23 protein-coding genes and 2 pseudogenes are annotated in these 20618 nt (G+C 58.3%); 14 read left to right on the forward strand and 11 right to left on the reverse strand.

The genetic code is table 11. The features are described 5' to 3' along the window. Window positions 1-1051: 1051 nt before the first annotated feature. From P3T21_RS31265 to P3T21_RS31285, 5 genes are all read right to left on the reverse strand, one after another. The gene (locus P3T21_RS31265; RefSeq protein WP_429259814.1) at window positions 1052-1519 is read right to left on the reverse strand and encodes a hypothetical protein; all 468 of its coding nucleotides are present in this window, start codon (window positions 1517-1519) and stop codon (window positions 1052-1054) included. Between the two features lie 8 nt (window positions 1520-1527). Continuing rightward, window positions 1528-1851: a hypothetical protein gene (locus P3T21_RS31270; RefSeq protein WP_429259815.1), complete on the reverse strand. Its 324-nt coding sequence runs from the start codon at window positions 1849-1851 to the stop codon at window positions 1528-1530. 161 nt (window positions 1852-2012) lie between these two features. Next, a complete protein-coding gene (locus P3T21_RS31275) occupies window positions 2013-2234 on the reverse strand; it encodes a hypothetical protein (protein ID WP_429259816.1) in 222 nt (73 codons plus the stop codon). A gap of 222 nt (window positions 2235-2456) precedes the next feature. Continuing rightward, entirely contained in the window at window positions 2457-2864 is a 408-nt protein-coding gene (locus tag P3T21_RS31280) for a hypothetical protein (RefSeq protein ID WP_429259817.1), read from the reverse strand. A 55-nt stretch (window positions 2865-2919) separates the two neighbouring features. Then, window positions 2920-3282: a hypothetical protein gene (locus tag P3T21_RS31285; protein WP_429259818.1), complete on the reverse strand. Its 363-nt coding sequence runs from the start codon at window positions 3280-3282 to the stop codon at window positions 2920-2922. 134 nt (window positions 3283-3416) lie between these two features. Here P3T21_RS31285 and P3T21_RS31290 point away from each other — a divergent pair, with 134 nt between their 5' ends. The 8 genes and pseudogenes from P3T21_RS31290 to P3T21_RS31325 all read left to right on the forward strand — a co-directional run bounded on the left by P3T21_RS31290 (window position 3417) and on the right by P3T21_RS31325 (window position 10425). Beyond that, window positions 3417-3647 (forward strand): Arc family DNA-binding protein, encoded by a 231-nt coding sequence (locus tag P3T21_RS31290; protein WP_429259819.1) that lies wholly within the window; start codon window positions 3417-3419, stop codon window positions 3645-3647. Window positions 3648-3917: 270 nt separating this feature from the next. Then, window positions 3918-5081, forward strand: coding sequence for a D-glucuronyl C5-epimerase family protein (locus P3T21_RS31295; protein ID WP_429259820.1), 1164 nt, complete (start codon window positions 3918-3920; stop codon window positions 5079-5081). Window positions 5082-5429: 348 nt separating this feature from the next. Continuing rightward, the gene (locus P3T21_RS31300) at window positions 5430-6272 is read left to right on the forward strand and encodes a class I SAM-dependent methyltransferase (RefSeq protein ID WP_429259821.1); all 843 of its coding nucleotides are present in this window, start codon (window positions 5430-5432) and stop codon (window positions 6270-6272) included. 163 nt (window positions 6273-6435) lie between these two features. After that, window positions 6436-6825, forward strand: a pseudogene (locus P3T21_RS31305) (transposase); the annotation flags it as partial. A 587-nt stretch (window positions 6826-7412) separates the two neighbouring features. Further along, a complete protein-coding gene (gene ltrA / locus P3T21_RS31310; protein WP_429259822.1) occupies window positions 7413-8885 on the forward strand; it encodes a group II intron reverse transcriptase/maturase in 1473 nt (490 codons plus the stop codon). Window positions 8886-9125: 240 nt separating this feature from the next. Beyond that, window positions 9126-9542 carry a hypothetical protein gene (locus P3T21_RS31315; protein WP_429259823.1) on the forward strand — a complete coding sequence of 139 codons (417 nt, stop codon included), beginning with the start codon at window positions 9126-9128 and terminating at the stop codon, window positions 9540-9542. A 152-nt stretch (window positions 9543-9694) separates the two neighbouring features. Then, window positions 9695-10189, forward strand: coding sequence for a hypothetical protein (locus P3T21_RS31320; RefSeq protein WP_429259824.1), 495 nt, complete (start codon window positions 9695-9697; stop codon window positions 10187-10189). Next, entirely contained in the window at window positions 10186-10425 is a 240-nt protein-coding gene (locus P3T21_RS31325; RefSeq protein ID WP_429259825.1) for a hypothetical protein, read from the forward strand. Before P3T21_RS31320 ends, P3T21_RS31325 begins: the two co-directional genes overlap by 4 nt. Here P3T21_RS31325 and P3T21_RS31330 read toward each other — a convergent pair. Genes P3T21_RS31330 through P3T21_RS31345 form a run of 4 tightly spaced genes read right to left on the reverse strand, consistent with a single transcriptional unit; the run spans window position 10412 to window position 11629 of the window. Further along, window positions 10412-10741 (reverse strand): hypothetical protein, encoded by a 330-nt coding sequence (locus P3T21_RS31330; RefSeq protein ID WP_429259826.1) that lies wholly within the window; start codon window positions 10739-10741, stop codon window positions 10412-10414. The genes P3T21_RS31325 and P3T21_RS31330 overlap by 14 nt on opposite strands. Before the next feature lie 2 nt (window positions 10742-10743). Next, window positions 10744-10905 carry a hypothetical protein gene (locus tag P3T21_RS31335; protein ID WP_429259827.1) on the reverse strand — a complete coding sequence of 54 codons (162 nt, stop codon included), beginning with the start codon at window positions 10903-10905 and terminating at the stop codon, window positions 10744-10746. A 26-nt stretch (window positions 10906-10931) separates the two neighbouring features. Beyond that, a complete protein-coding gene (locus P3T21_RS31340; RefSeq protein WP_429259828.1) occupies window positions 10932-11165 on the reverse strand; it encodes a transglycosylase SLT domain-containing protein in 234 nt (77 codons plus the stop codon). After that, window positions 11162-11629: a hypothetical protein gene (locus P3T21_RS31345; protein ID WP_429259829.1), complete on the reverse strand. Its 468-nt coding sequence runs from the start codon at window positions 11627-11629 to the stop codon at window positions 11162-11164. The genes P3T21_RS31340 and P3T21_RS31345 overlap by 4 nt, the downstream gene beginning before the upstream one ends. A gap of 8 nt (window positions 11630-11637) precedes the next feature. On the opposite strand from P3T21_RS31345, the gene P3T21_RS31350 reads away from it, so the two are divergent. The 6 genes from P3T21_RS31350 to P3T21_RS31375 all read left to right on the forward strand — a co-directional run bounded on the left by P3T21_RS31350 (window position 11638) and on the right by P3T21_RS31375 (window position 17308). Beyond that, window positions 11638-12039: a hypothetical protein gene (locus P3T21_RS31350; RefSeq protein WP_429259830.1), complete on the forward strand. Its 402-nt coding sequence runs from the start codon at window positions 11638-11640 to the stop codon at window positions 12037-12039. A 264-nt stretch (window positions 12040-12303) separates the two neighbouring features. Beyond that, the gene (locus P3T21_RS31355; protein ID WP_429259831.1) at window positions 12304-12438 is read left to right on the forward strand and encodes a hypothetical protein; all 135 of its coding nucleotides are present in this window, start codon (window positions 12304-12306) and stop codon (window positions 12436-12438) included. A gap of 140 nt (window positions 12439-12578) precedes the next feature. Then, complete coding sequence (locus P3T21_RS31360; RefSeq protein WP_429259832.1) at window positions 12579-13424, forward strand: glycosyltransferase family 2 protein; 846 nt, start codon at window positions 12579-12581, stop codon at window positions 13422-13424. Then, on the forward strand, window positions 13421-14377 hold the full coding sequence (locus tag P3T21_RS31365) for a UDP-glucose 4-epimerase family protein (protein WP_429259833.1): 957 nt from the start codon (window positions 13421-13423) through the stop codon (window positions 14375-14377). The genes P3T21_RS31360 and P3T21_RS31365 overlap by 4 nt, the downstream gene beginning before the upstream one ends. A 7-nt stretch (window positions 14378-14384) precedes the next feature. Continuing rightward, window positions 14385-15422 carry an MraY family glycosyltransferase gene (locus P3T21_RS31370; RefSeq protein WP_429259834.1) on the forward strand — a complete coding sequence of 346 codons (1038 nt, stop codon included), beginning with the start codon at window positions 14385-14387 and terminating at the stop codon, window positions 15420-15422. Further along, on the forward strand, window positions 15422-17308 hold the full coding sequence (locus P3T21_RS31375) for a polysaccharide biosynthesis protein (RefSeq protein WP_429259851.1): 1887 nt from the start codon (window positions 15422-15424) through the stop codon (window positions 17306-17308). The genes P3T21_RS31370 and P3T21_RS31375 overlap by 1 nt, the downstream gene beginning before the upstream one ends. Before the next feature lie 437 nt (window positions 17309-17745). On the opposite strand, the pseudogene tnpC reads toward P3T21_RS31375, so the two are convergent. Further along, window positions 17746-18691, reverse strand: a pseudogene (tnpC, locus tag P3T21_RS31380) (IS66 family transposase); the annotation flags it as partial. An 87-nt stretch (window positions 18692-18778) separates the two neighbouring features. Then, window positions 18779-20596 (reverse strand): glutamine--fructose-6-phosphate transaminase (isomerizing), encoded by a 1818-nt coding sequence (gene glmS / locus P3T21_RS31385; protein WP_429259835.1) that lies wholly within the window; start codon window positions 20594-20596, stop codon window positions 18779-18781. Window positions 20597-20618: the final 22 nt, after the last annotated feature.

A 20618-nucleotide genomic window follows, 5' to 3' on the forward strand; every position in this document is an offset into this window, starting at 1 on the left:
AACGCCGGCATCGTTACCGTAACGTTACTTGTCGCGTGACGCACCTTGACGCACCTGTGACGCACGGTGACGCTCCGGAGATTCACGAAACCCGCGGCAAACCCATGGGTTACCAAAGGGTTTCGAAACGGTATCGGAAGGGTTGCCGTTTCAGCAACGGTTGCTCTTTCGGCAACTGGTGTTACCGAATCAGGAACGGTTACCAGATTGGTAACCCTGTACGACCCTCTCAGACTGGCGCCTTTGTCGGCAAGGGTCGACAGTTCATGGTTATCTTTTTGGCGCGATTTTTTTGGGCCAATTTTTGCGAAATTTTTCGCGATCTTTGCGCCCGCGCCCTCTAAACCGCTTAAATCCGCAAGATTTTCAGGCTTCGCCAGTGTGGATTTTCAGCCGATGTTACCCCTACCCCTACGTAGCAGCGTTGAGGTTTGGAGCGGAGATTTCAGCACCCGATGGGTCGCGGATTTTTACGTGGGGCCGTCCAACGAATCGGAATACACCGACTCTTTCTGTCCCTCCCACACGCCCTGTAGGCCAATCCACTGCCAGCCTACCTAGACGCGGATTTGCACCGGCTCAGATTTCGGCAACGTCTAGGGTTAAGCGGTTTTCTCGGTAGCAGCCCCACGTGCGGCTCATTTCTGACGCGACCGGTACGGTCTGAGCCAAGGCATAAAAAAACCCCAAGAAAGCTTTGCTGGGGCATGGGCTTGGCGAGCCAGGCAACTATGATCCCCGAATGGTGCGAAGTGACCAATAGATCAAAGCTGCCATAACAAGCCCCAGCGAAACGCTCTCGGGGTTCGGTCGTGCAACGTCGCTTCTTCGGGCGTCTAGTTGCCAGACCAGACGTCACAATCTTATTGGAAGTGCACGTTGTTTGCAACGCAGATACTTCGAAATCCAAACGATTTTTTTGATGCGCTCGCAATCGTTTGCGAGCTACGACTAGTAGGGCGGGTGGGTTGGCGGGTGTGTCCTGTGAATGAGCCTGTGACCATTGCCCAGTGGTACTTTCTGGCGGACGTGTTATCCGGCGAACTAACTCCTAGTACGCTTCATCGTTTGCCGCAGGCATCGACGAGAATCGCCGCAGTTGCCAATCACGGATCTGCACAAGGGCATTGGCCCACTCGCTCGGCGAGAGCGTGCGCCAGTGAGGTTCTGGCTTTGGCCAGACGCGCTTCACGCGGAACTGGTCGATGTCGTGCCACGCCGGACTAACGGGATTGGCGCGCGATGCAGGCGTGTACAAGGCCACGAACGCCGGCAGGTTCGCCATCTTCGCCAGCTCGCGGATGACGCCTGTGGGCTTTTCCTGCCCGATGTCCTGGGCGACTTCGACGAGTGCCAGCGGGAGCTTTCCAGAGTAGCCATACTCGACGAACAGAACGCTATCAAGATCGGCCATCGTCAGCGACTGCGCCTGACGACGGCCGAGGAAGCGACTAATCGATCGCGACCGGTGCCAGACACCATAGGCACGGTCGCGGATGAGATGTTGTTCTTCTTGCATGGCTTGAATCATTCGCTCCGGTAGTCGGCTGATCCCTTCGTCCGGACAATACGGGCTCGGATCATCAGCAACACAAGAACATCCATGACTCTCTCAATGTTGATCTGGTTAAAGTGACAGTCGTAGGTGATATCGCCAAACGCATTGACGCTAAGTTGGACGTGTGAATCACGTTGCATCTCTTTCGCTGCGGCCAATCCTGAATTGATCGCCGCCTCATCTCGATACTTCTGCAGGCTCATGACATCGGCCCGCGGAACGTTCTGAAGTGGGCGCGCTCGACGCCGGTCGGGCGTCCGGTGAGTCGGCAGGGCATGAACGTTGTTAGCCATGGCTGATCGTCTCCGCTGAATCAATTTTTTCGAGCCCTGCATCCACTTGCTGTTTGAGTACAGCAGCCGCATACGAGATACGCGTGAGCTTCGTTCGCGTATCACCTTCGTCCTCGCAAAGCTTGATGATGACCCTCGCTGCGGCGTCGATAGTTGCGATCTCAGACGTGGGCGGCCTCCGCTTCCTGATTTGCTTCGCTCGTGCCCAACATCAAATCTTGAAGTTCGCAAGCCATGTCGGCGCGCGCCCACATATAGTTATTTTGAATCGTGTCGTTCAAATTCCGGAACGACTCGCCGCTTTCGCCACAGGTCACGGCGAGCATCGCGCTCAATTTCTGAACAATCTTGTCGATGCGGTCCTTACGGTCAAGGTCAGACATGGACCACCCCCACGCAACGAATCTCATCGAGCAAGTCTTTGCGTGTCGCGACGTCGACCGGATTGCCCTCATGGAAGAAGAGGGTGACGCGACTCACGTAAGCTTTCGGGTGCTCGCTTTTGATTTCAACCAAGGCTTCGCGACTCGCTTCGAGAGTCGAATAATTTAGGGACAACGGGACGCCAAGCACGCGGCGTCCAGACTGCTCCGAGCGATCTTCGACTACCTGCCAAAAGGTGACATCAAAGTCATCGAACTCTGGGTTGAGATCCTATGTGCAGGCGGGTCGACGTGCATCCGATGGTTGAGCGTGTCGGCCACCGTGAAGCTGCGCAGGATGCCGAAGTCGTCGACGAAATGAATGATGGCCGGCTTGTCACCCACGCCGATGTCATCACCCTGCCAGACCAGGTGTGCTGCATTTTCGATGCGGATAATCCGGACCGAGTCGGCATGTTCTGGATAAAGAAAAAGACCATCCGCGAATCGGCTCGCCTGCTGATGACTATCAAAAAGGCCATAGCTGCGCGCAGCAGTTCTCACACGCCAGCGCACGGGGCGCCATTCGCTGTAGGCTAGGACAGTGGCGACGCTATTGCTCTCCGTGGAAATTGCAGTTGCTTGAGACATGATGTGACCTCGTATCAGATTTAGACTCGCACCGACACCCGGCGCAGTTCCTACGCTACGCCTCAGCTCGGCGGCTAACCTCGACGAGCGGTGTCACGTGGCTCAGTGCGGGCTTGCGATGCCCGCGCACACGGACGGCCCGCTTTGGCACTTGGAGCGCCCTACGGGCCTGATAGTGGACATCGGATGAGCGATCCGCGATCTCCTTCGCGATGCGCGCGGCAAAGCCGTCGCAGAAGTCGCGGGTACGCTGCGCCTCGTGCTGGGGCTGGCGGCAAACAGCCAGGAGTTCAGCTAGGACGCTGTCTCGATAGTCGGCCATGCTCGCGCTCGGGCAGAGCAGCCAGCGGCGCGCAGCCTCAGCCCCCGCTGCAGCGCAGAAAGACACGTTAGGTTTGATGTTGCTGATTTGGTCCATGGAAATTCCCCTTCGAGTGGAGTCCGGATAACCTGCCCACGCCTGCTACCTTCTGAGCGTTCCTGCGTAGGCCTGATGCGAATATAGTACGGTACTATATTGCCGTCAAGTACGGTACTACATTAATATTCGGCATGGCACGCGACGAACCCCAAATCAATCTCCGGATGCCCGCCGACCTGAAAGCAAGGCTCGAACGGGCTGCTAGCGACAACAGGCGTTCTACGACCGCCGAGATAATGGCGCGTCTCGAAGAAAGCTTCACGGGCGGAGCGGCGCCGATCGATGAACACACGCTCGACCTGTTCGCCGAGAAGGTCGGCCAGGTGCTGGACGAACGGGAGAAGAAAAAGAAGAGGGGTTGACCTGTTACATGGCGGGTTGATGGCGGGCAGTGCAAGCGCGCGGCCTGCTCAGGAACGGTGGTGATGCTGCGAAGGCGGAAGCAACGTCCGCCAACTTGTCCGAGTGTCCCGGGCAGCCAAGCGCGGCTATTGCGTCGCCGGTCTGGAGCGGGGTACATATGCTGATGGTAAAGTACCAGTTTTGAAGATAGACCACCCTAATTCCAAGAACTGGCGGGTTATCGGTGCAAGACCAGCATCGACGTCGCCACAGCAATTGCACTAAATAAAATGAAAAACACCAGTATCAAAGTCAGGATCGCGACTAGCAATGTTCTTCTCGCCGTCCTCGCTGCAGGAATTTTGATCTCGGGTTACGAAAATCATCGGCAGTCGAATGACCTTCGGAAGCGCATTGCGATCCTTCAGGACCAGTCGACAACGCTCCAAGGCGATGTCAGCAAGCTCCAAAACCTAGCGCAACTTGCGAACAAGCCGCCCGCACCTGTGCTGACCCAAAGCCGGGATGACGAGATTTACGCTTTGCAAACTGTGCCGACACTTTCAAACGTCGCCATCGTTGACATTCAGAGCAAGAGGATCAAAGCGAGTCCTTTTTCGATCAAGTACGGAACCGACCCGATGAAGCTCCAGGGCTTCCATGTGCCGGCCGGATGGAAACCCAACTCAAACGCGATCGAATCGACGTTGCCATATCCGTGGAGCACGCTCTACGTCCAGCAATTCCATCAGTCCTTCAACGCTGACTCGTTCCTGTACAACATTGCGGCACTGGCGAATTTCTATAAGAAAACCCACGACTATGCCGCCATTCAGCCATATGTCGACTATCTCGTCGAGCGCCTGAAGGAGTATTCAATTGTCGACGGCGATGCATCACTGGTTACCTACAAGTTCGCATACAGCTTCCACGACCGAGAAATGAAACCAGGTTGGGTCAGCGCCTATGGAAACGCCTCCATATTGGCGAGCCTCACGTATCTCGCTAGCACGGCGCAAAGGCCAGAACTTGCCGCGCTAGCCACAAAGTACTTCAACGGGTTACATCGCTTCGACAGTTCACACAAACTGTGGGTCACGAGTCTTGATGCGAATCAGTACCTTTGGTTCGAGGAATACCCGCTCGATGGAGAAAAAAAGGCGGGCGTGCTGAATGGACATATCTGGACGGTATTTTCGCTCTATTACTATGCCGAAGCATGTAGAACTGAAGACGCAGTCAACATGCTAAACGCGGGACTCACGTCTCTCAAGCGATACCTCCCAGCCTATCGTTATCCGGGTCGCATAAACCGCTACGATAGGTACGGCGACTACACGCCCGACTATTTCCCCAAAAACACGGTTGACGAAGAAAGGTCTCTTTTTGCAATGACCGGAGATCAGGTATTTAGAGATATGGCCAATGCATTCATGACAGACATGCCATATTAGAACCCGTCACCAGGAGACGCCTGGAGATAACGGGGGCTCAAAAAAGATAGTGCCATTATAAGACCAGCCAACTCCCGCAGAGGAACCAGACGGCAATGGCATCGCCGTCTGGCCTTCGGGTGGCGACCACGTCTCGGTATTACCTTCCAAAACGATGGCTGCTGATGGTAAAGTTCCAGCGTTGAGAACTAGGTGACCACCCACCGTACGGAGCATGCAATGCTATTGAAGTGCCAGGAATGTGACTTATCCGTAGACTGGGGCCGTACAAATGCTTGCGCTAACGGTCACCGCATCCGAGATGTGTCGGGAATTCCTCTCTGTTTTTCGCCGTCCGATTTTGCGACTATGAAAACAGCGGACCCCGACTATCAGATCGAGTATGCGATCAAAGTCGCTGCTGACATTGCTGAAACATCCACCTCTTTTAGGGAGGCGGTAAACTATTTCTTCGATTTGCGTGAAAAAGAGGTGGGTGCAGACCTCTCGCGAGAACGCGAAATTGTTCTCAACCGTCGAATTGGGGACGTCAATGAATCAATTGCTGACGCTTGCATATTCCTCGACAAACTCGGAAAACCGTTTCCAAGCAGAGATAGATTCCATCTGGAAGTGGGTTGCGGTATGGGATTCGAATTAGCAGCGTCATCAAAGAGCTATTTTGGAAAAAATGTAATTGGCCTTGATCTTTCCCCGCATTATTTGCCCATGACTAGATTGCAGCTATCCGAGCAAGGAATACGGGATGTTGACCTGATCTGCGCAAACATATGTGACGGTTGGCCAATACCCATTGATAAATATGACGTCGGCTATATATCAATGGAAGGTGTTCTTGAGCACATAAAGGATGTCGATTCATTTTTTCAAACAATCAAAAAGGTGAAAAGTTTTCCACTGGTAATTCATCTTACTGTCCCCTATCGCTGGACACTGCAGCCGGAGTCGCATTTCAATGTGCGCGGCGTAGGATTTATGCCGAAGTTCCTGCAAGACCGCTATGTCGCCATGCGTCTCGGCGAGCGCAATATCGACCACGTCGAGCTCTATACGAAGCGGTCACTGCGCAAGACGCTCGAACGATATTTCGCGCCCGAGAGCATCCTAATTGATCTGAATAACCGCGATCCTCGCAAGGCACACTACCTGCGGTGCGTCATCTACGTCGAGGACGCGCATAGTTTTGCATGATCGCCGATCAGCATATCAAGTACCCGCTGGATACACGGGCTTGATCGGAAGAGGCTGCGTCGGATCGCCTGAAGCTGCACTGACAATAGCACGCAGGGCTTTACGATAGGTCGTCCATGCAGCAGGAAGCGACACCGCATTCTCGTAACAACGCAGCAGTGTGATGGCCGAGCTGATCAACTGGGATCGGCTGGGCGTGTTGATGAGCGAGAGCTTCGTGTCCAGCAAAGGTCGACCGGCGAGCTCGCCGCGTCTGATTGCGGGGCCACTGTATTTGCAACATGCGTTCGATCTGTCGGACGAAGAGGTCGTCTGGCAATGGGTGGAGAACCCGTATTGGCAGGTGTTCACAGGCGAAACGTACTTGCGGACCGAGCCGCCGATTGACCCGTCGAGCCTGACGCGCTGGCGCAAGCGGCTAGGCGAAGCCGGCGTCGAAGAATTGCTGGCCGAGACGATCGAAGCAGCCAAACGTGCCGGCGTGATCAAGGCCTCGAGCGTGAAGCGCGTGATTGTAGACACGACGGTCATGGTGCGACGTGAAGTCGCACATGTCATTGTCTCGCCCATCCCAGAAGGTTGGTGACGAGACCGGCCGTTCCGTCGGTCGTAGCCTACCTGTGCATGCGTTGCTGGCAACGGCGGCGTGTGAAGCCATGGGGACAAAGCATCCGGCCTTCGGGTCGCGTCGATCTCTGCGAGGAGAAGGCGTCATCTGCAAGCATCATTGCGGATGGGATGCCAGGCTGGGTAGCAAGGTCAACATATGTGAACTGCTGCAAGCGTCGTTATAGTGAACAAGCCAAAGATGCTGACAGGCTTGAACCAAAAGGTGCATGGTCGGCTGCTTCTCTCTATACAAGGGGCACACGGACATGAGGCCACCGGCGTACAGGCAGGACCTAACCTACTCGTTGTGACGTGTGCGAAACACGGTAAGCCCGATGCATCGCCGACAACGGCAGGTCAACCGCAAGGAAGGCTGATGGTGCAGCGGGTAAAGGAGTGCGGAAAAAGCGAAGGCCGCCCTGTAATCGGGTGGATACGGATTGGGACATCATCCGGCGCGAAAGCGAGCCCACTTCCGCATGGTCTTCCATGGCAAGAGAACTTGAGAAACCGCGTTCAGGGGGAAGGCAGATGACGGTGCGAACGCCTGGGGCGAGAGCCTCCGGGGCAAACGCTGGTGCGCCTCCGGCCCACGAAACGACTTGGGACCGAATCAACTGGGACCAGGTTGCACAGGAGGTCGCGCGGCTGCAGGTGCGTATTGCCAAGGCTACCAAGGTCGGCAGGTGGAACAAGGTCAAGACCTTGCAACGTTTGTTGACCCGCTCGCGTAGCGGCAAACTGCTGGCCGTCAAGCGGGTGACGGAGAATAAAGGCAAGAGGACGGCAGGCGTGGACGGCAAGATCTGGTCGACGCCCACGTCAAAGTTGAAAGCTGTCCAATCATTGAGACACCGGGGTTACCGATCGCAACCACTGCGCCGCGTGTACATACCGAAAAGCAACGGCAAGGAGCGTCCATTGGGCATTCCCTGCATGCGTGATCGGGCAATGCAAGCGCTGTGGCTGTTAGCACTAGCTCCCGTCGCAGAGACAACAGCCGACCCGAACTCCTACGGCTTCCGGCCGGGGCGTTCGACGGCGGACGCCATCGAGCAATGTTTCTGTGTGCTCGCCAAGCGACCGTCCGCGCAATGGGTTTTAGAGGGCGACATTCGGGGCTGTTTCGACAACATCAGCCATTCGTGGCTTGTAGAGAACATCCCGATGGATCGAGCGATCCTGAATCGATGGTTGAAAGCAGGATACATTGAACGGGGCATCTTGTTCCCCACCGAAGCGGGCACCCCGCAAGGCGGTATCGCTTCACCAGTGCTTGCGAATATGGTGTTGGATGGACTCGAGGAGGCGGTCTGGTCGGCAGCACGCCGAATCACAACTGCGCGCCAAAAGTCCAAGGTGAACGTCATCCGCTACGCGGATGACTTTATTGTGACCGCGGCCAGCCGGGAGTTGCTTGAACAGTGCGTTAAGCCGACCGTGGAGAAATTCCTCGCGGTGAGAGGCCTGCAACTGGCGCCCGAAAAGACGCTCATCACCCACATCTCCAAGGGATTCGACTTCCTTGGGCAAAACGTTCGCAAGTACGGGGACAAATTGCTGATCAAGCCGGCCGGCAAAAGCGTGAAAGCGCTGCTGGATAAAGTGCGCGACGTGTTGAAGAAGAACATGGCCGCTACGCAGGCGCAGGTGATCATGTTGCTCAATCCGATTCTTCGGGGCTGGGCCATGTACCACCGGCATGTGGTAGCAGCTGCGACCTTCACCAAGGTGGATCACCTGGTCTGCAGGATGCTATGGAGATGGGCCTACCGGCGACATCCACACAAGAACGCGGGCTGGATCAAGACGCGGTACTTCCGGCGCTTTGGGCGCCGGGACTGGGTCTTTGCTTGCCCGGCTTGTGGATACAAGCAGTTGCAATGGTTCACGCTCTACCGAGCCGAAACGTTGCCGATCCTGCGGCATAAGAAGATTCGCAGCGAGGCCAATCCGTTCGATCCCGCATGGGCTGCTTATTTCCAGCGCCGTTCCCGAGCATGAACACTTCGTTATGGAAAGCTCGGTCCATACCACGGGCTGCTGGTAGGCTTGAGCCGTGTGCGGGGAAACTCGCATGCACGGTTGTGTGTCCAGCTAAGGCTGGCGTGTTCAGCAGGAGATAGACCTGCCGGGGTAGAAGTCAGAAGCTCCGTAGCTTGGATAGCAGGGTGGCGGGGAACCAAGACTCTGAAGCCTATCGACGACCGTCTCCCTGGGGGACGTGCGAGTCATCGGGCCGTAATGAAGATGAACGTGGATGTGGCCTCGAAAGTGAAGAGACCCGAAGGCCGAGCCCGCAACCGTGAGGGCGAAGGCAGCATGGGCAGCCGAAATCTGACCGATACGGCTACGCCTGCAGGTGTTATGGCCATGATGGCCCAAGGCACTGCGAAGCCCGTACCTCCTGCGGCACCGCAGCCCCTGGCCGAAAGTTCATCTAACGAGCAGGGGAATGCCAACGGAGGCACCGCCCCGCAAGCGCCGGCCGGTAAGCCGCAGGTGGATTACTCCGTGAGCTACAAGGATTGGTCGACCGTCAGCGCGACGGCGCGGAAGGGAACTGAAGACCAGATAACCTTTGTGTTCAAACGCGACGGTCTCTGGTCTTGGAAGTTGGCAGGAGTGAAACTACCCGTCGATAAGCTCAGCGCGAATTAGTGCCGGGGACCGGAAACTGGAAACCTTAGCTAGCAAGCCACTGCGGAAGCGATTCGTAATTATTTGGAATCGCAAAAACAAGAAGCGGGACGACAGACGCTGGAACGCCTGCCGCCCCTGACCCATAACCCGACTTTCACGGAATCAGGATCATGGCTGGAAAGCATTTTACCCGGGCCGCTGCTACAATCCCGTTCGTTTCGAAAATACCAACGGGACAATGCATGGGAACGAAGCTGAGGTTGGTATCAAACGGAGAGACGACGCTTGAGGTAAATATCGGCGAAGGCTGGGTTACAGCCATGTTGCTACCTGGCGGCCGGCGCATCGAGTTCTATATGACCGATGTTCGGGTAATCCCTGAACCGGAACAGAAACCGGCATTGCCGGCCGAGTCCGAAACCCCTGCCGTCGTCCCGCGTCGAAACGTCCGTATTCTCATCATGAAGGCGATCCGCGCCTTCGTATTGCTGCCGCTGATCATCCTGCCGCTGCTCTATCTCGTCATATTCGGACTGGCGCTATGGGCCATCTACCCGGCCGGAGCGGTGCCGAAAGTGCGCGTCCTGAAGACGATTGCCTACGACCTGTTCGACTCCGTGCTCAAGGTCTGCGTCGCGATCGAGGATGCAGTCGTTCAGGATTGAAGCATCATTCCAAGAAAAACATCGAGGTGAAAATGCAACTGCCTGTCGGGATAGAGCTGCGCGCACTGCATGGCGAGAAATGGCGCCGCGGGATGTCGGACGGGGAGAAGTTCTGGTTTCTCGGCCTGCAGATGGCGGAAAGCGTCGACCTCAAAGAGATCCATGCTTTCGAACCTTTGGATCCTCGTCTAGTCCGACATGGATCAGGGGCGATTGAGGATTTCAGTCGGGAATGATTGCACGCGAGCCTTCGTTCTTCTGCACGGACAGCGTGCAGTGGTCGGTGGGCTTGCCGGCGATGATGCTCGCGGCCCATCCCAGCAACGCACATAGCGCGCACCCCCACTCTTTCCCTTCGAGTCGCGCCTTTCCTGCCCGGCTTGAAATTGTCTCTCGCGGATCACCGCCTGTTAGCGCATTGCCCAGGCAGTCGAGGCAATACCACCAGCTATGCACCAACCCATCGCCATTCGGGCGATAGACGCCCGCGGTCGCACGAGCAAGGTTCCAGAGAGCGATAGCGACATTCTCAATGAAGTACCAGAGGATCATGGTCAGCCCCGGTTGTCGGTTGGAATGGCTGGGTTGGCCTGCATCTTCCCGCGGAAGTAACTGGCGATGCCGAGCACCGGCGCCATGGTGCCCATCACTGCGGCCTCTGCGCCGAGCATGCCGGGTAGATAGCTAAGAACCATCGGATCGACGCGCGCGAACATGACGCCGACATAGCAACCGGCGACCGTCAGGCCAGAGAGGACCGCGAGCAGCCCGAAGCAGAAGCCGACGAACGGTCGAGCCCCAGCGCTTTAGCCGACGCCGGGATGTATTGCATGATGCCGGCCGCGCCCGTTTCCGGATTGACTGCTTTCGGATTGAAGCCAGATTCTTGCTGCGCAATCGCCTTCAGGATCTGCGGATCGACGCCATACTGCGCGCCGGCAGACTGGAAAACCGGATCGAACTCGGCGGCGCTCATTGCAGCAACCCGTTCTGTTTGAACCACGCGCGTTTCGTCATCAGACCTTTGGCTTGCGCTGGGGTGAGACTATTCAGGAGCGGTTGCTGTTGCTGCGGTCCATATGTCTGCAACTGAAACACTCGCGGGTCAAAGTTATTGCGCCACGTCTGATCGGCCTGGTCGAGGTTCGACACCCCGCCGTTGTTCTGCTTGAACTGCTGGTAGAAATTGGCGCGTGCGGTGCCCGCGAGTTCGCCGGCCTTCGCCCATGCGGCCATCGTCTGCAACGCCTGCGGGAACATTGTGTCATTCGGGTTCGCGTGCATCGCCGCATCCATCTGCGAATCGGTGCCGGTGCCGCCCGCTGCCTGCCATGCGCGCAGGCCGTTCTGGTTCAGGTACTTCTTCAGTTCCTGATAGTCGCCGACGCTGCCCTGCCAGTTCGGGAAGACCTTGTTCAGGCCGGGCGTGTTGACAATCATCCGAACCCATGGGCTTCCATGTGCCGGCCGGATGGAAACCCAACCCAAGCGCCATTGAATCGACGTTACCCTATCCTTGGAGCGCGCTCTATGTCCAGCAATTCCGTCAGCCCTTCAACGCTGACTCGTTCTTGTACAACATGGCGGCTTTGGCGAATCTCTACAGGAAATCGCGCGACTACGCCGCGATTCGGCCGTATGTCGACTATCTAGTTGATCGCCTGAAGAAATATCGATCATTAACGGCGACGCGTCGCTGGTTACCCTACAAGTTCGCATACAGCTTTCACGACCGAGAACTGAAGCCGGGTTCGGTCTGCGCCTATTGGAATGCTTCCGCTATGACAGGCGTCAGGCCGGCGTCGCGCAGCGCTGGCAACGAAATATTTCAACGGACTGCAGCGCTTTGATGGCGCCCGCGCCCGATGGGTCACAAGCCTCAATGCGAACCAATACCCGTGGTTCGAGGAATATCCACTCGATGGGAGATCCAAGGTTAGACGTCCCACTCCGCCCGAGCCACCTGCTCCGTACTCAGTGGCGGCGTTTCCTGCGGAACCCGCTGAAACCCCGTCAGTGGTGATGGGCTGTCCACGTATCGTCAGCGCATCCCGTCTTGAACGCGCCTAATCCGCGGTGCGAAGGTGGTGCCATCGTAACGACGGAGCCATGCGATGGACGACGCAGCGGGAGAGACGGTTGTACCGACGGCGCGCGACGCCCTCGGCAAGGCAAGGCGAGGCATTCTGGCGCGGGATGGCCATGGCACGGAGAACATGCGGATTCGACGCTCGACGTTTCTGTCATGAGCAGTGTCCAGTCGATGGAGAGACTGATGCGATATTGCGAGCCCGTAACAAAAGGAAAGATTGGTTGCAGAAAGCGAAAAAATTGAGCAAACTTCCGCTCTACGTAAAAAGTGTCGCTCATAAGACACGCGGTCTTGTATATGAAAGCTATAGGCGCCCCTTGCTCCGATTCCGAGGGGCTGTCCGTGTCAATCGTTGTCTATCACCCGGACATTGCGCAATTGTCGACTACGCTCGCCAGTTTCGGCGCAGCTTGTGACTTATTGCGCAGTGTGCGCGTAGGCTTGCCGGTCGAGCTCTATCTGGTGGACAACGGTGGATTGCCGGCAATGCACGCCGCGCTGCATGCGTTGCATATTCGGGGTATAGCGTGCACGGTCATCTCGGGGCGGGGGAATGTTGGCTACGGCCGCGGCCATAACCTCGCGATCGAACGGGTGGTGTCCCGCTATCACCTCGTGCTGAACCCTGATATCGACCTAGAGCGGCACGCATTGATCGAGGCACTCAATTTTCTCGACGCACATGCTGACGCCGGCTTGCTGACGCCATGGATTGGCGATAATAAGGGGCATCAACAGTTTCTCTGCCGTCGTTATCCAACGCTGCTCGATCTGTTCGTGCGGGGATTTCTACCCGCTGGACCACGGCGGCTTTTCACGCGCCGCCTCGCACGCTATGAAATGCACGATCTTATCAACGAGCGCGACATTGTCTGGGATCCGCCGATTGTCAGCGGCTGTTTCATGCTGTTTCGGACGGATGTGCTGAAGCAGCTGGCGGGCTTCGACGCGCGGTACTTCTTGTACTTCGAGGATTACGATTTGAGTTTGCGCGCTCACGATGTTGCCCGCGTCGTCTATGCGCCCGCCGTACGCGTGCTGCATCACGGCGGCGGCGCGGCGCGCAAGGGGTCTGCACACATTCGCATGTTTGCGGCCTCGGCGTACAAGTTCTTCAACCGTTTTGGCTGGAAGTGGCTATGAGCCATGTTCTCGTGACTGGCGCCAACGGCTTTGTCGGTCGCGCGCTGAGCCTTGCATTGCTCAACAGCGGTCACACGGTCACCGGCCTCGTACGACAAGCCGAACACGGGGCGAATGGCGTGACATCGTGGGTCGACGCGAGCAACAATTTCACCGGTATCGATGCCGCATGGCCCCAAGGGCTGCAAGCGGATTGTGTCGTGCATCTGGCAGCGCGCGTTCACGTCTTGCATGACGACTCAACTGACCCCGAAGCGGCTTTTCGTGCGACGAATGTGGACGGCGCGTTGCGAGTTGCAGAGGCCGCATGGCGTCACGGCGTAAAGCGCCTGGTGTTCGTGAGCAGTATCAAGGCACTTGCTGAAACTGATTCGGGCCGGCCGCTGCGTGAAAACGATCAGCCGGCGCCGGCTGATGCTTACGGGCGCTCCAAACTTGCCGCCGAGCAAGCGTTGTTGCGCTACGGTGAAGATACTGGACTGGACATTGTGATTGTGCGCCCCCCGCTTGTCTATGGGCCGCAGGTGCGTGCCAACTTCCTGCGGTTGGTGGACGCAGTTTGGAATGGCGTGCCACTGCCGCTTGCGGCGGTCGGCGCGAGACGCAGTATTGTGTACATAGAAAACTTGACTGACGCGCTGGTGTGCTGTGCAACCGACCCGCGGGCTGCGGGTCAATGCTTCCATGTCGCCGACGATGATGCTCCGACAGTTGCGGAACTGGCGCGCATGCTTGGCCGGCATCTGCGCAAGCCGGCGCTGCTATTGCCGGTGCCGGCTGCGTGGCTGCGCATTGCCGGGAGGTTGACGCGGCGCAGCTCGCAGGTGGAGCGCCTGATCGGTAGCTTGCAGGTCGATACAGGGCGGATTCGCAGCGTGCTCGGCTGGCGTCCGACGCATTCAACCGACGCTGGACTGGCCGCGACCGCCAGCTGGTACCGATCAACGCGTTGAGGCGCACATGCTGATACTGGTTTCCGCAGTTTCGCCGTGGATCATGGGCGTGTTGACCGCGTTCGGCGCCGCTTGCACGTGCGCAGCGGTCTTACAGGTTTTGCTGAATACTGGTCTTGCCTGGCGGCTGGCGACGGATATTCCGAACGACCGCTCGCTGCACGTGCGCCCCACGCCGCGCGTCGGCGGCGTAGGTATTGTGCCGGTTACGGTGGTGACGTTCCTGCTGGTCGCGCCTGATCTCTGGTGCGCGGCGGTGGCGACGGTCTTTCTCGCCGCAGTTTCACAAGTAGACGATCGGCGCGGGCTGTCGGCCCGTATTAGATTCGCAGCACACCTGATTGCTGTCGTAACGTTTATCGCGCTTTATCCGGTTGCCGCGCCGTGGTGGATCTCGGTAATTCTTGCGTTTTGCATGATGTGGCTCGTGAATCTTTACAATTTCATGGACGGGTCCGATGGACTTGCGGGTGGTATGGCGTTCTTCGGGTTCGGCGGTTATGCTGTGGCCGCGCTGATCAGTACGCATCCGCTGCTGGAGCTCGCTTGGGCAACTGCCGGCGTCGCTGGCGCCGCCCTCGGTTTTCTGCTGTTCAACTTTCATCCGGCACGAATTTTTCTCGGTGACGCCGGTTCAATTTCATTGGGCTTCCTTGCCGGTGCGCTGGGCTACTGGGGCTGGCGCGGAGAGGTCTGGCCGATCTGGTTCCCCGTGCTGGTGTTTGCGCCGTTTATTACCGATGCGTCGATCACGCTTGCGCGTCGCCTACTGCGCGGCGAAAGCTTTTGGAAGCCACACCGGGAGCACTACTACCAGCGGATGGTGCGTCTAGGCTACGGCCATGCCCAAACTGCAATTGCGTGGTACGCATTGATGGCGGCGGGCATAGCAGTTGCGTTATTTATGCTGGACCGCCCTGCGGCGTTACAGTGGGGCGTCGTCTCCTTCTGGATCGCTGTTCTATGCCTCTTGGCAGTGGCTGTGGATTTGCGCTGGCGTCGTTTCCAATTAATACTCTCCAAGCAATCCGAGGTATCACGCTGATGTTGAGAAAAAAAGCCACGTGGCTGCCCTTCAGCGCGTTCCTGTTTGATCTATGTGCGGCCACCGGAGCGTGGGTGGCCGCCTACGTTATCCGCTTTAACGGTGCGGTTCCTGCCGAGTTCGAGACCGGCGCGATGCATTCTCTAATTTGGGTGCTGCCGGCCTACGGCGTGATGTTCCGCGTCTTCGGTCTGTATCGCGGCATGTGGGTGTTCGCCAGTCTGCCTGACCTGCTACGCATTTCCAAGGCGGTGGTGTCCGGCGCACTGGTTACTATGGTGCTTGCGATCATGGTGCAGCCCACGCCGATCGTGCCGCGTTCAGTACTGTTGGTTTCGCCGTTGCTTCTTTTCCTGGCGATGGGCGGCTCGCGTGCGTTCTACAGGGCAAGCAAGGAGTTTTACCTCTATGGTGGGCTCGTCGCGCAAGGCAAGCCTGTGATCGTACTCGGCGCCGGCAATGCTGGCGCGAGTCTGGCGCGCGAGTTGTCGCGGTCCAGCGAATGGCGCCTCGTTGGACTCCTCGACGACGACGTTGCGAAGCACGGTCGCGAGATTTACGGTTACAAGGTACTCGGCGGGATCAGCGACTTAGCACGCGTCGCTGAATCCCTGAAAACTGAACACGCAATCATTGCAATTCCGTCGGCGCCGGTCGATGCGCAGCGGCGCGTCGCGATGCTCTGCGTGCGTGCCGGCGTGCGCGCGATGGTGCTACCGGCGCTGACTGCGCTAACGCAGGGTCAGGGGTTCCTGTCGCGGGTTCGGCAGATTGATCTAGAAGATCTGCTGGGCCGCGATCCTGTGAAGATTGACACGCCACATGTTGAGGCGCTATTGCACAACCGCGTTGTGATGGTGACGGGCGCGGGCGGATCCATCGGTTCCGAGCTTTGCAGGCAGATTTTGCGTTTCGAGCCAGCACAACTAGTCGCGTTCGAGATGTCTGAATTCGCGATGTACCGACTCACGGAAGAATTGCGGGAGCGTTTCCCTGGCGTCTTGGTGATCCCCGTGATCGGCGATGCAAAGGATTCGCTGCTGCTTGATCAGGTGCTATCGCGGCACAAGCCGCACATTGTGTTCCATGCTGCTGCATACAAACATGTGCCGCTCATGGAGGAACTCAATGCTTGGCAGGCGGTACGCAACAACGTGCTCGGAACCTATCGAGTGGGGCGCGCGTCTATTCGTCACCAAGTCAAGCATTTTGTGCTGATCTCGACGGACAAGGCGGTGAACCCGACCAACGTAATGGGTGCCAGCAAGCGTCTTGCCGAGATGGTGTGTCAGGCTTTACAGCAGACCAGCACGTGCACCCAGTTCGAGACAGTGCGGTTCGGCAATGTGCTTGGGAGCGCCGGCAGTGTGATTCCGAAGTTCCAACAGCAAATCTCTAAGGGCGGCCCGGTGACGGTCACTCACCCTGAGATCACGCGCTTCTTCATGACGATCCCCGAGGCATCACAACTGGTGCTGCAAGCGTCGAGCATGGGACGCGGTGGCGAAATCTTCATTCTTGATATGGGCGAGCCAGTGAAGATCGTCGATCTGGCGCGCGACCTGATTCGGCTGTACGGTTTCGGCGAAGAGCAGATCCGCATTGTATTTACCGGCTTGCGGCCGGGCGAAAAGCTGTACGAGGAACTGCTGGCAGACGACGAAGCTACTACCCGCACGCCACATCCGAAACTCCGAATCGCGCAGGCGCGCGAAGCGCCGGGCAATCTGTTGGATGAATTGCTTCCATGGCTGATGCAGCATCGTGTGCCGACAGATGACGAAGTACGGCGGGACCTTCGCCGCTGGGTGCCCGAGTATCAGCCGACGTCGGCGCCCACGCTGCAGAGCGTGTCGTCGCTGGCCAGCGTGCGTGCGAGTCGTTGACCTCCCTTTCGCCGCGGCGCTTTTCCTGGCCAGCTGCTGCGGCGACTTGAACCGCACAATGCTCACGTACAGTCACGCATACGTAAGTGCAAACACAACAACAAAACAATTGCCACGTATGCCGATGTGCGCGCGTGAATAGCGCTAGGGCGATCCGAGGAAAGTCCGTTTCCGGTGAGGAGCCGGACACGAAAAGGCGCTTTTCGGAACAGCAGATCATCGCGTTTGCGAACGAGGTCGGCTTGCTGGGCAACGCAGGAAGCGCGGTTTCAGACAGGCGTCGTTCTATCATGGCCTGCCAAGTTCGACGGCATGGAAGGGTCGAAGAGCGGTAAGCGCGCAATCCAGCACACGGAATTGATATGCCTGCGAGGTCGGGGACCGTGTCTCGCAGCAGCGCACCGATCGGCAAAGTTCGCGTCAATGCGCCGGCTGGATCAAGCGGTGTTACGCGCTGGAGCTGTGAGCTTCTCGAAGTTGAAGGGCAGCAGGTCGGTGATATCGGCATCCGGTGCGCGCTGCGGTAATTCTGTGAGCACCCGCACGAGGTACGCGTAGGGTTCGACGTTGCACGCCTGGCACGTGAGCATCAGGCGATGTAGACCATCGCACTGGCGTTCGCACCAGCGCCCGTGTCACTGAACACCCATGAGGATCTGCCGGTGCAGAATGGCCTGATGTCGCGCTCGATGACGTTGTTGTCGATGGGTGCGCGCCCGTCGCTCACATAGCGGCTGAGGTACGTCCACTGGTTGCGTGTGTATGAGATCGCCTTGCCAAGCAGGCTCTCGGGCAGGATCTGCGGGGCCTGTTCGTCGAGCCATGTCCGAAAGGACTCGAGCAGCGGCACGCTGTGCTGCTGACGCAGCCGGTACGTGTAGTCGGCGCGCATCTCACTTTCAGGCAGATCGCCCTTTGCGAGAGTTTCTACCTGGTAGAGTGCCTTGAAGTACTCTAGTGCGCGCGCGACACGGCCGCCAGGTTTCCTCATGCCCTTAAGGGCATCGACGAAGGCGCGCCGCGCGTGGGCCAGACAGCCGAAGTGGGTCGGACCTTCGAGCGTACGCAGGCGGCATAACCGTCGGTCATCAGCAGGCCTTCATAGCCGGTGAGGAACGCCCGGGGATATTCCTGCCCGCGCCCCGACTGGTAGTCGAACAGCACAACAGGCTCAGGGCAGTCTTCGGCGCTGCGGTACACCCACGTGTACGACGTGCTCTGCGCGGCCTTGCCGGGCTCCTTGAGCACCTGCACCGTTGTCTCATCGCCGTGAATCAGCGGCGTCGACAGCAGCGTCCCGCGCAGCGTCTCGTAGAGCCGGCTGTAGTGCAGTTCAGCGGGCCGGATGATCCAGTTCGCCAGCGTGCCGCGCCCAACCTGGATGTCCGCGTGAAACGTACAAACACATTTGCTGATTTAAGAGCAGATTAATCTCCAGCAAGTTGTTGTAGTCTCGAATTTGGCGATCCCTTACTCAACCGTCACCGATTTCGCAAGATTCCTTGGCTTATCCACATCCGTATCACGCGAACACGCCGTGTGATACGCCAGCAACTGCAGCGGCACCACATGCAGGATCGGCGAGAGCAACCCATAGTGCTCCGGCATGCGGATCACGTGGAGGCCATCCTCGCTGACGATGCGCGTATCGGCATCGGCGAACACATACAGCTCACCGCCACGCGCGCGCACTTCCTGCATGTTCGACTTGAGCTTCTCAAGCAGCGCATCGTTCGGCGCAACCGTCACGACCGGCATCGCTTCAGTGACCAGTGCAAGCGGCCCGTGCTTGAGTTCACCCGCCGGATACGCTTCGGCGTGGATGTACGAGATTTCCTTGAGCTTCAGCGCGCCTTCCAGTGCGATCGGGTAATGCAGACCGCGCCCGAGGAACAACGCGTTTTCCTTGCGCGAAAAATCTTCCGACCACGCGATGATCTGCGGTTCCAGCGCCAGCACGCTGTTAAGCGCAGCCGGCAGATGGCGCAGCTGGCGCACGTATTCCGCTTCGAGCGAAGCGTCGACGTGCCCGCGCAATTTGCCGAGCGTCGCGGCCAGCACGAACAGCGCGACGAGCTGCGTCGTGAATGCCTTCGTCGATGCCACGCCAATCTCGGTTCCTGCATGCGTCAGGAATGACAGTTCGGTGAGCCGTACCATCGCGCTCGTTCCCACGTTGCACACCGAGAGCGTGTGCCTGTGCCCGAGCGACTGCGCATGCTTGAGCGCAGCCAATGTATCGGCTGTCTCGCCCGACTGCGAGATCACCACCACCAGTGACTTCGGATTGGGCACCGAATCGCGATAGCGATATTCGCTCGCAATTTCGACCTGCGTCGGAATCTTCGCAATCGATTCGAGCCAGTACTTCGCCGTCAGCCCCGAGTAGTAGCTCGTGCCGCAGGCAAGAATCAGCAGGTTGTCGATCTCGCCAAACGCCCGGGCCGCTGCCTCGCCAAACAGGGATGCATCGAATGAATCGGCTTGCGGAATCGTGTCGCTGATCGCGCGCGGCTGCTCAAAAATTTCCTTCTGCATGAAGTGACGATACGGCCCGAGTTCGACCGCGCCGCCATATGCCGCGACCGTGCGCACTTCACGCTGCACGTCGTTGCCGTCGCGATCGGCGACCCGCACGCGTTCGAGCGTCAGTTCGCAGACATCGCCTTCCTCGAGGAAGATGAAGCGTTCGGTGCTGCCGGCAAGCGCGAGCGCATCGGAAGCGAGGAAGTTCTCGCCATCGCCGAGACCGACCACAAGCGGCGAGCCCTGACGCGCGCCGACCACCGTGTTCGGCTGGTCCTTGTGCTCGACCGCGATCGCGTAAGCGCCATGCAACTGCTGCACGGCTTCGCGCACCGCTGCGAACAGATCGCCGCGATACAGGCTGTGGATCAGATGCGCGATCACTTCGGTGTCGGTCTGCGAGACGAACTCATAGCCCTTGCCGCGCAGCATTTCACGCAGCGACTCGTAGTTCTCGATGATGCCGTTGTGCACGAGCGCCAGCGCGTTGCGCGAGAAGATTGGATGCGCGTTGTTCGTGACGGGCGCGCCATGCGTCGCCCAGCGCGTGTGCGCGATGCCCGTGACGCCTTCGAGATGCGTCTCGCGCACCTGCGCGTCGAGATCGGCGACGCGCGCCACGCTGCGCGCGCGATGCGGCTCACGGCCCGCCAGCACGGCGACGCCACAGGAATCGTAGCCGCGATATTCGAGGCGTCGCAGTCCTTCGATCAGAACCGGGACGATGTTACGTTGCGCAACCGCGCCGACAATGCCGCACATATAAAACCTTTCTAGTTGAGAT

This window comes from Paraburkholderia sp. GAS334 (assembly GCF_050436625.1).
Classification (GTDB): domain Bacteria; phylum Pseudomonadota; class Gammaproteobacteria; order Burkholderiales; family Burkholderiaceae; genus Paraburkholderia.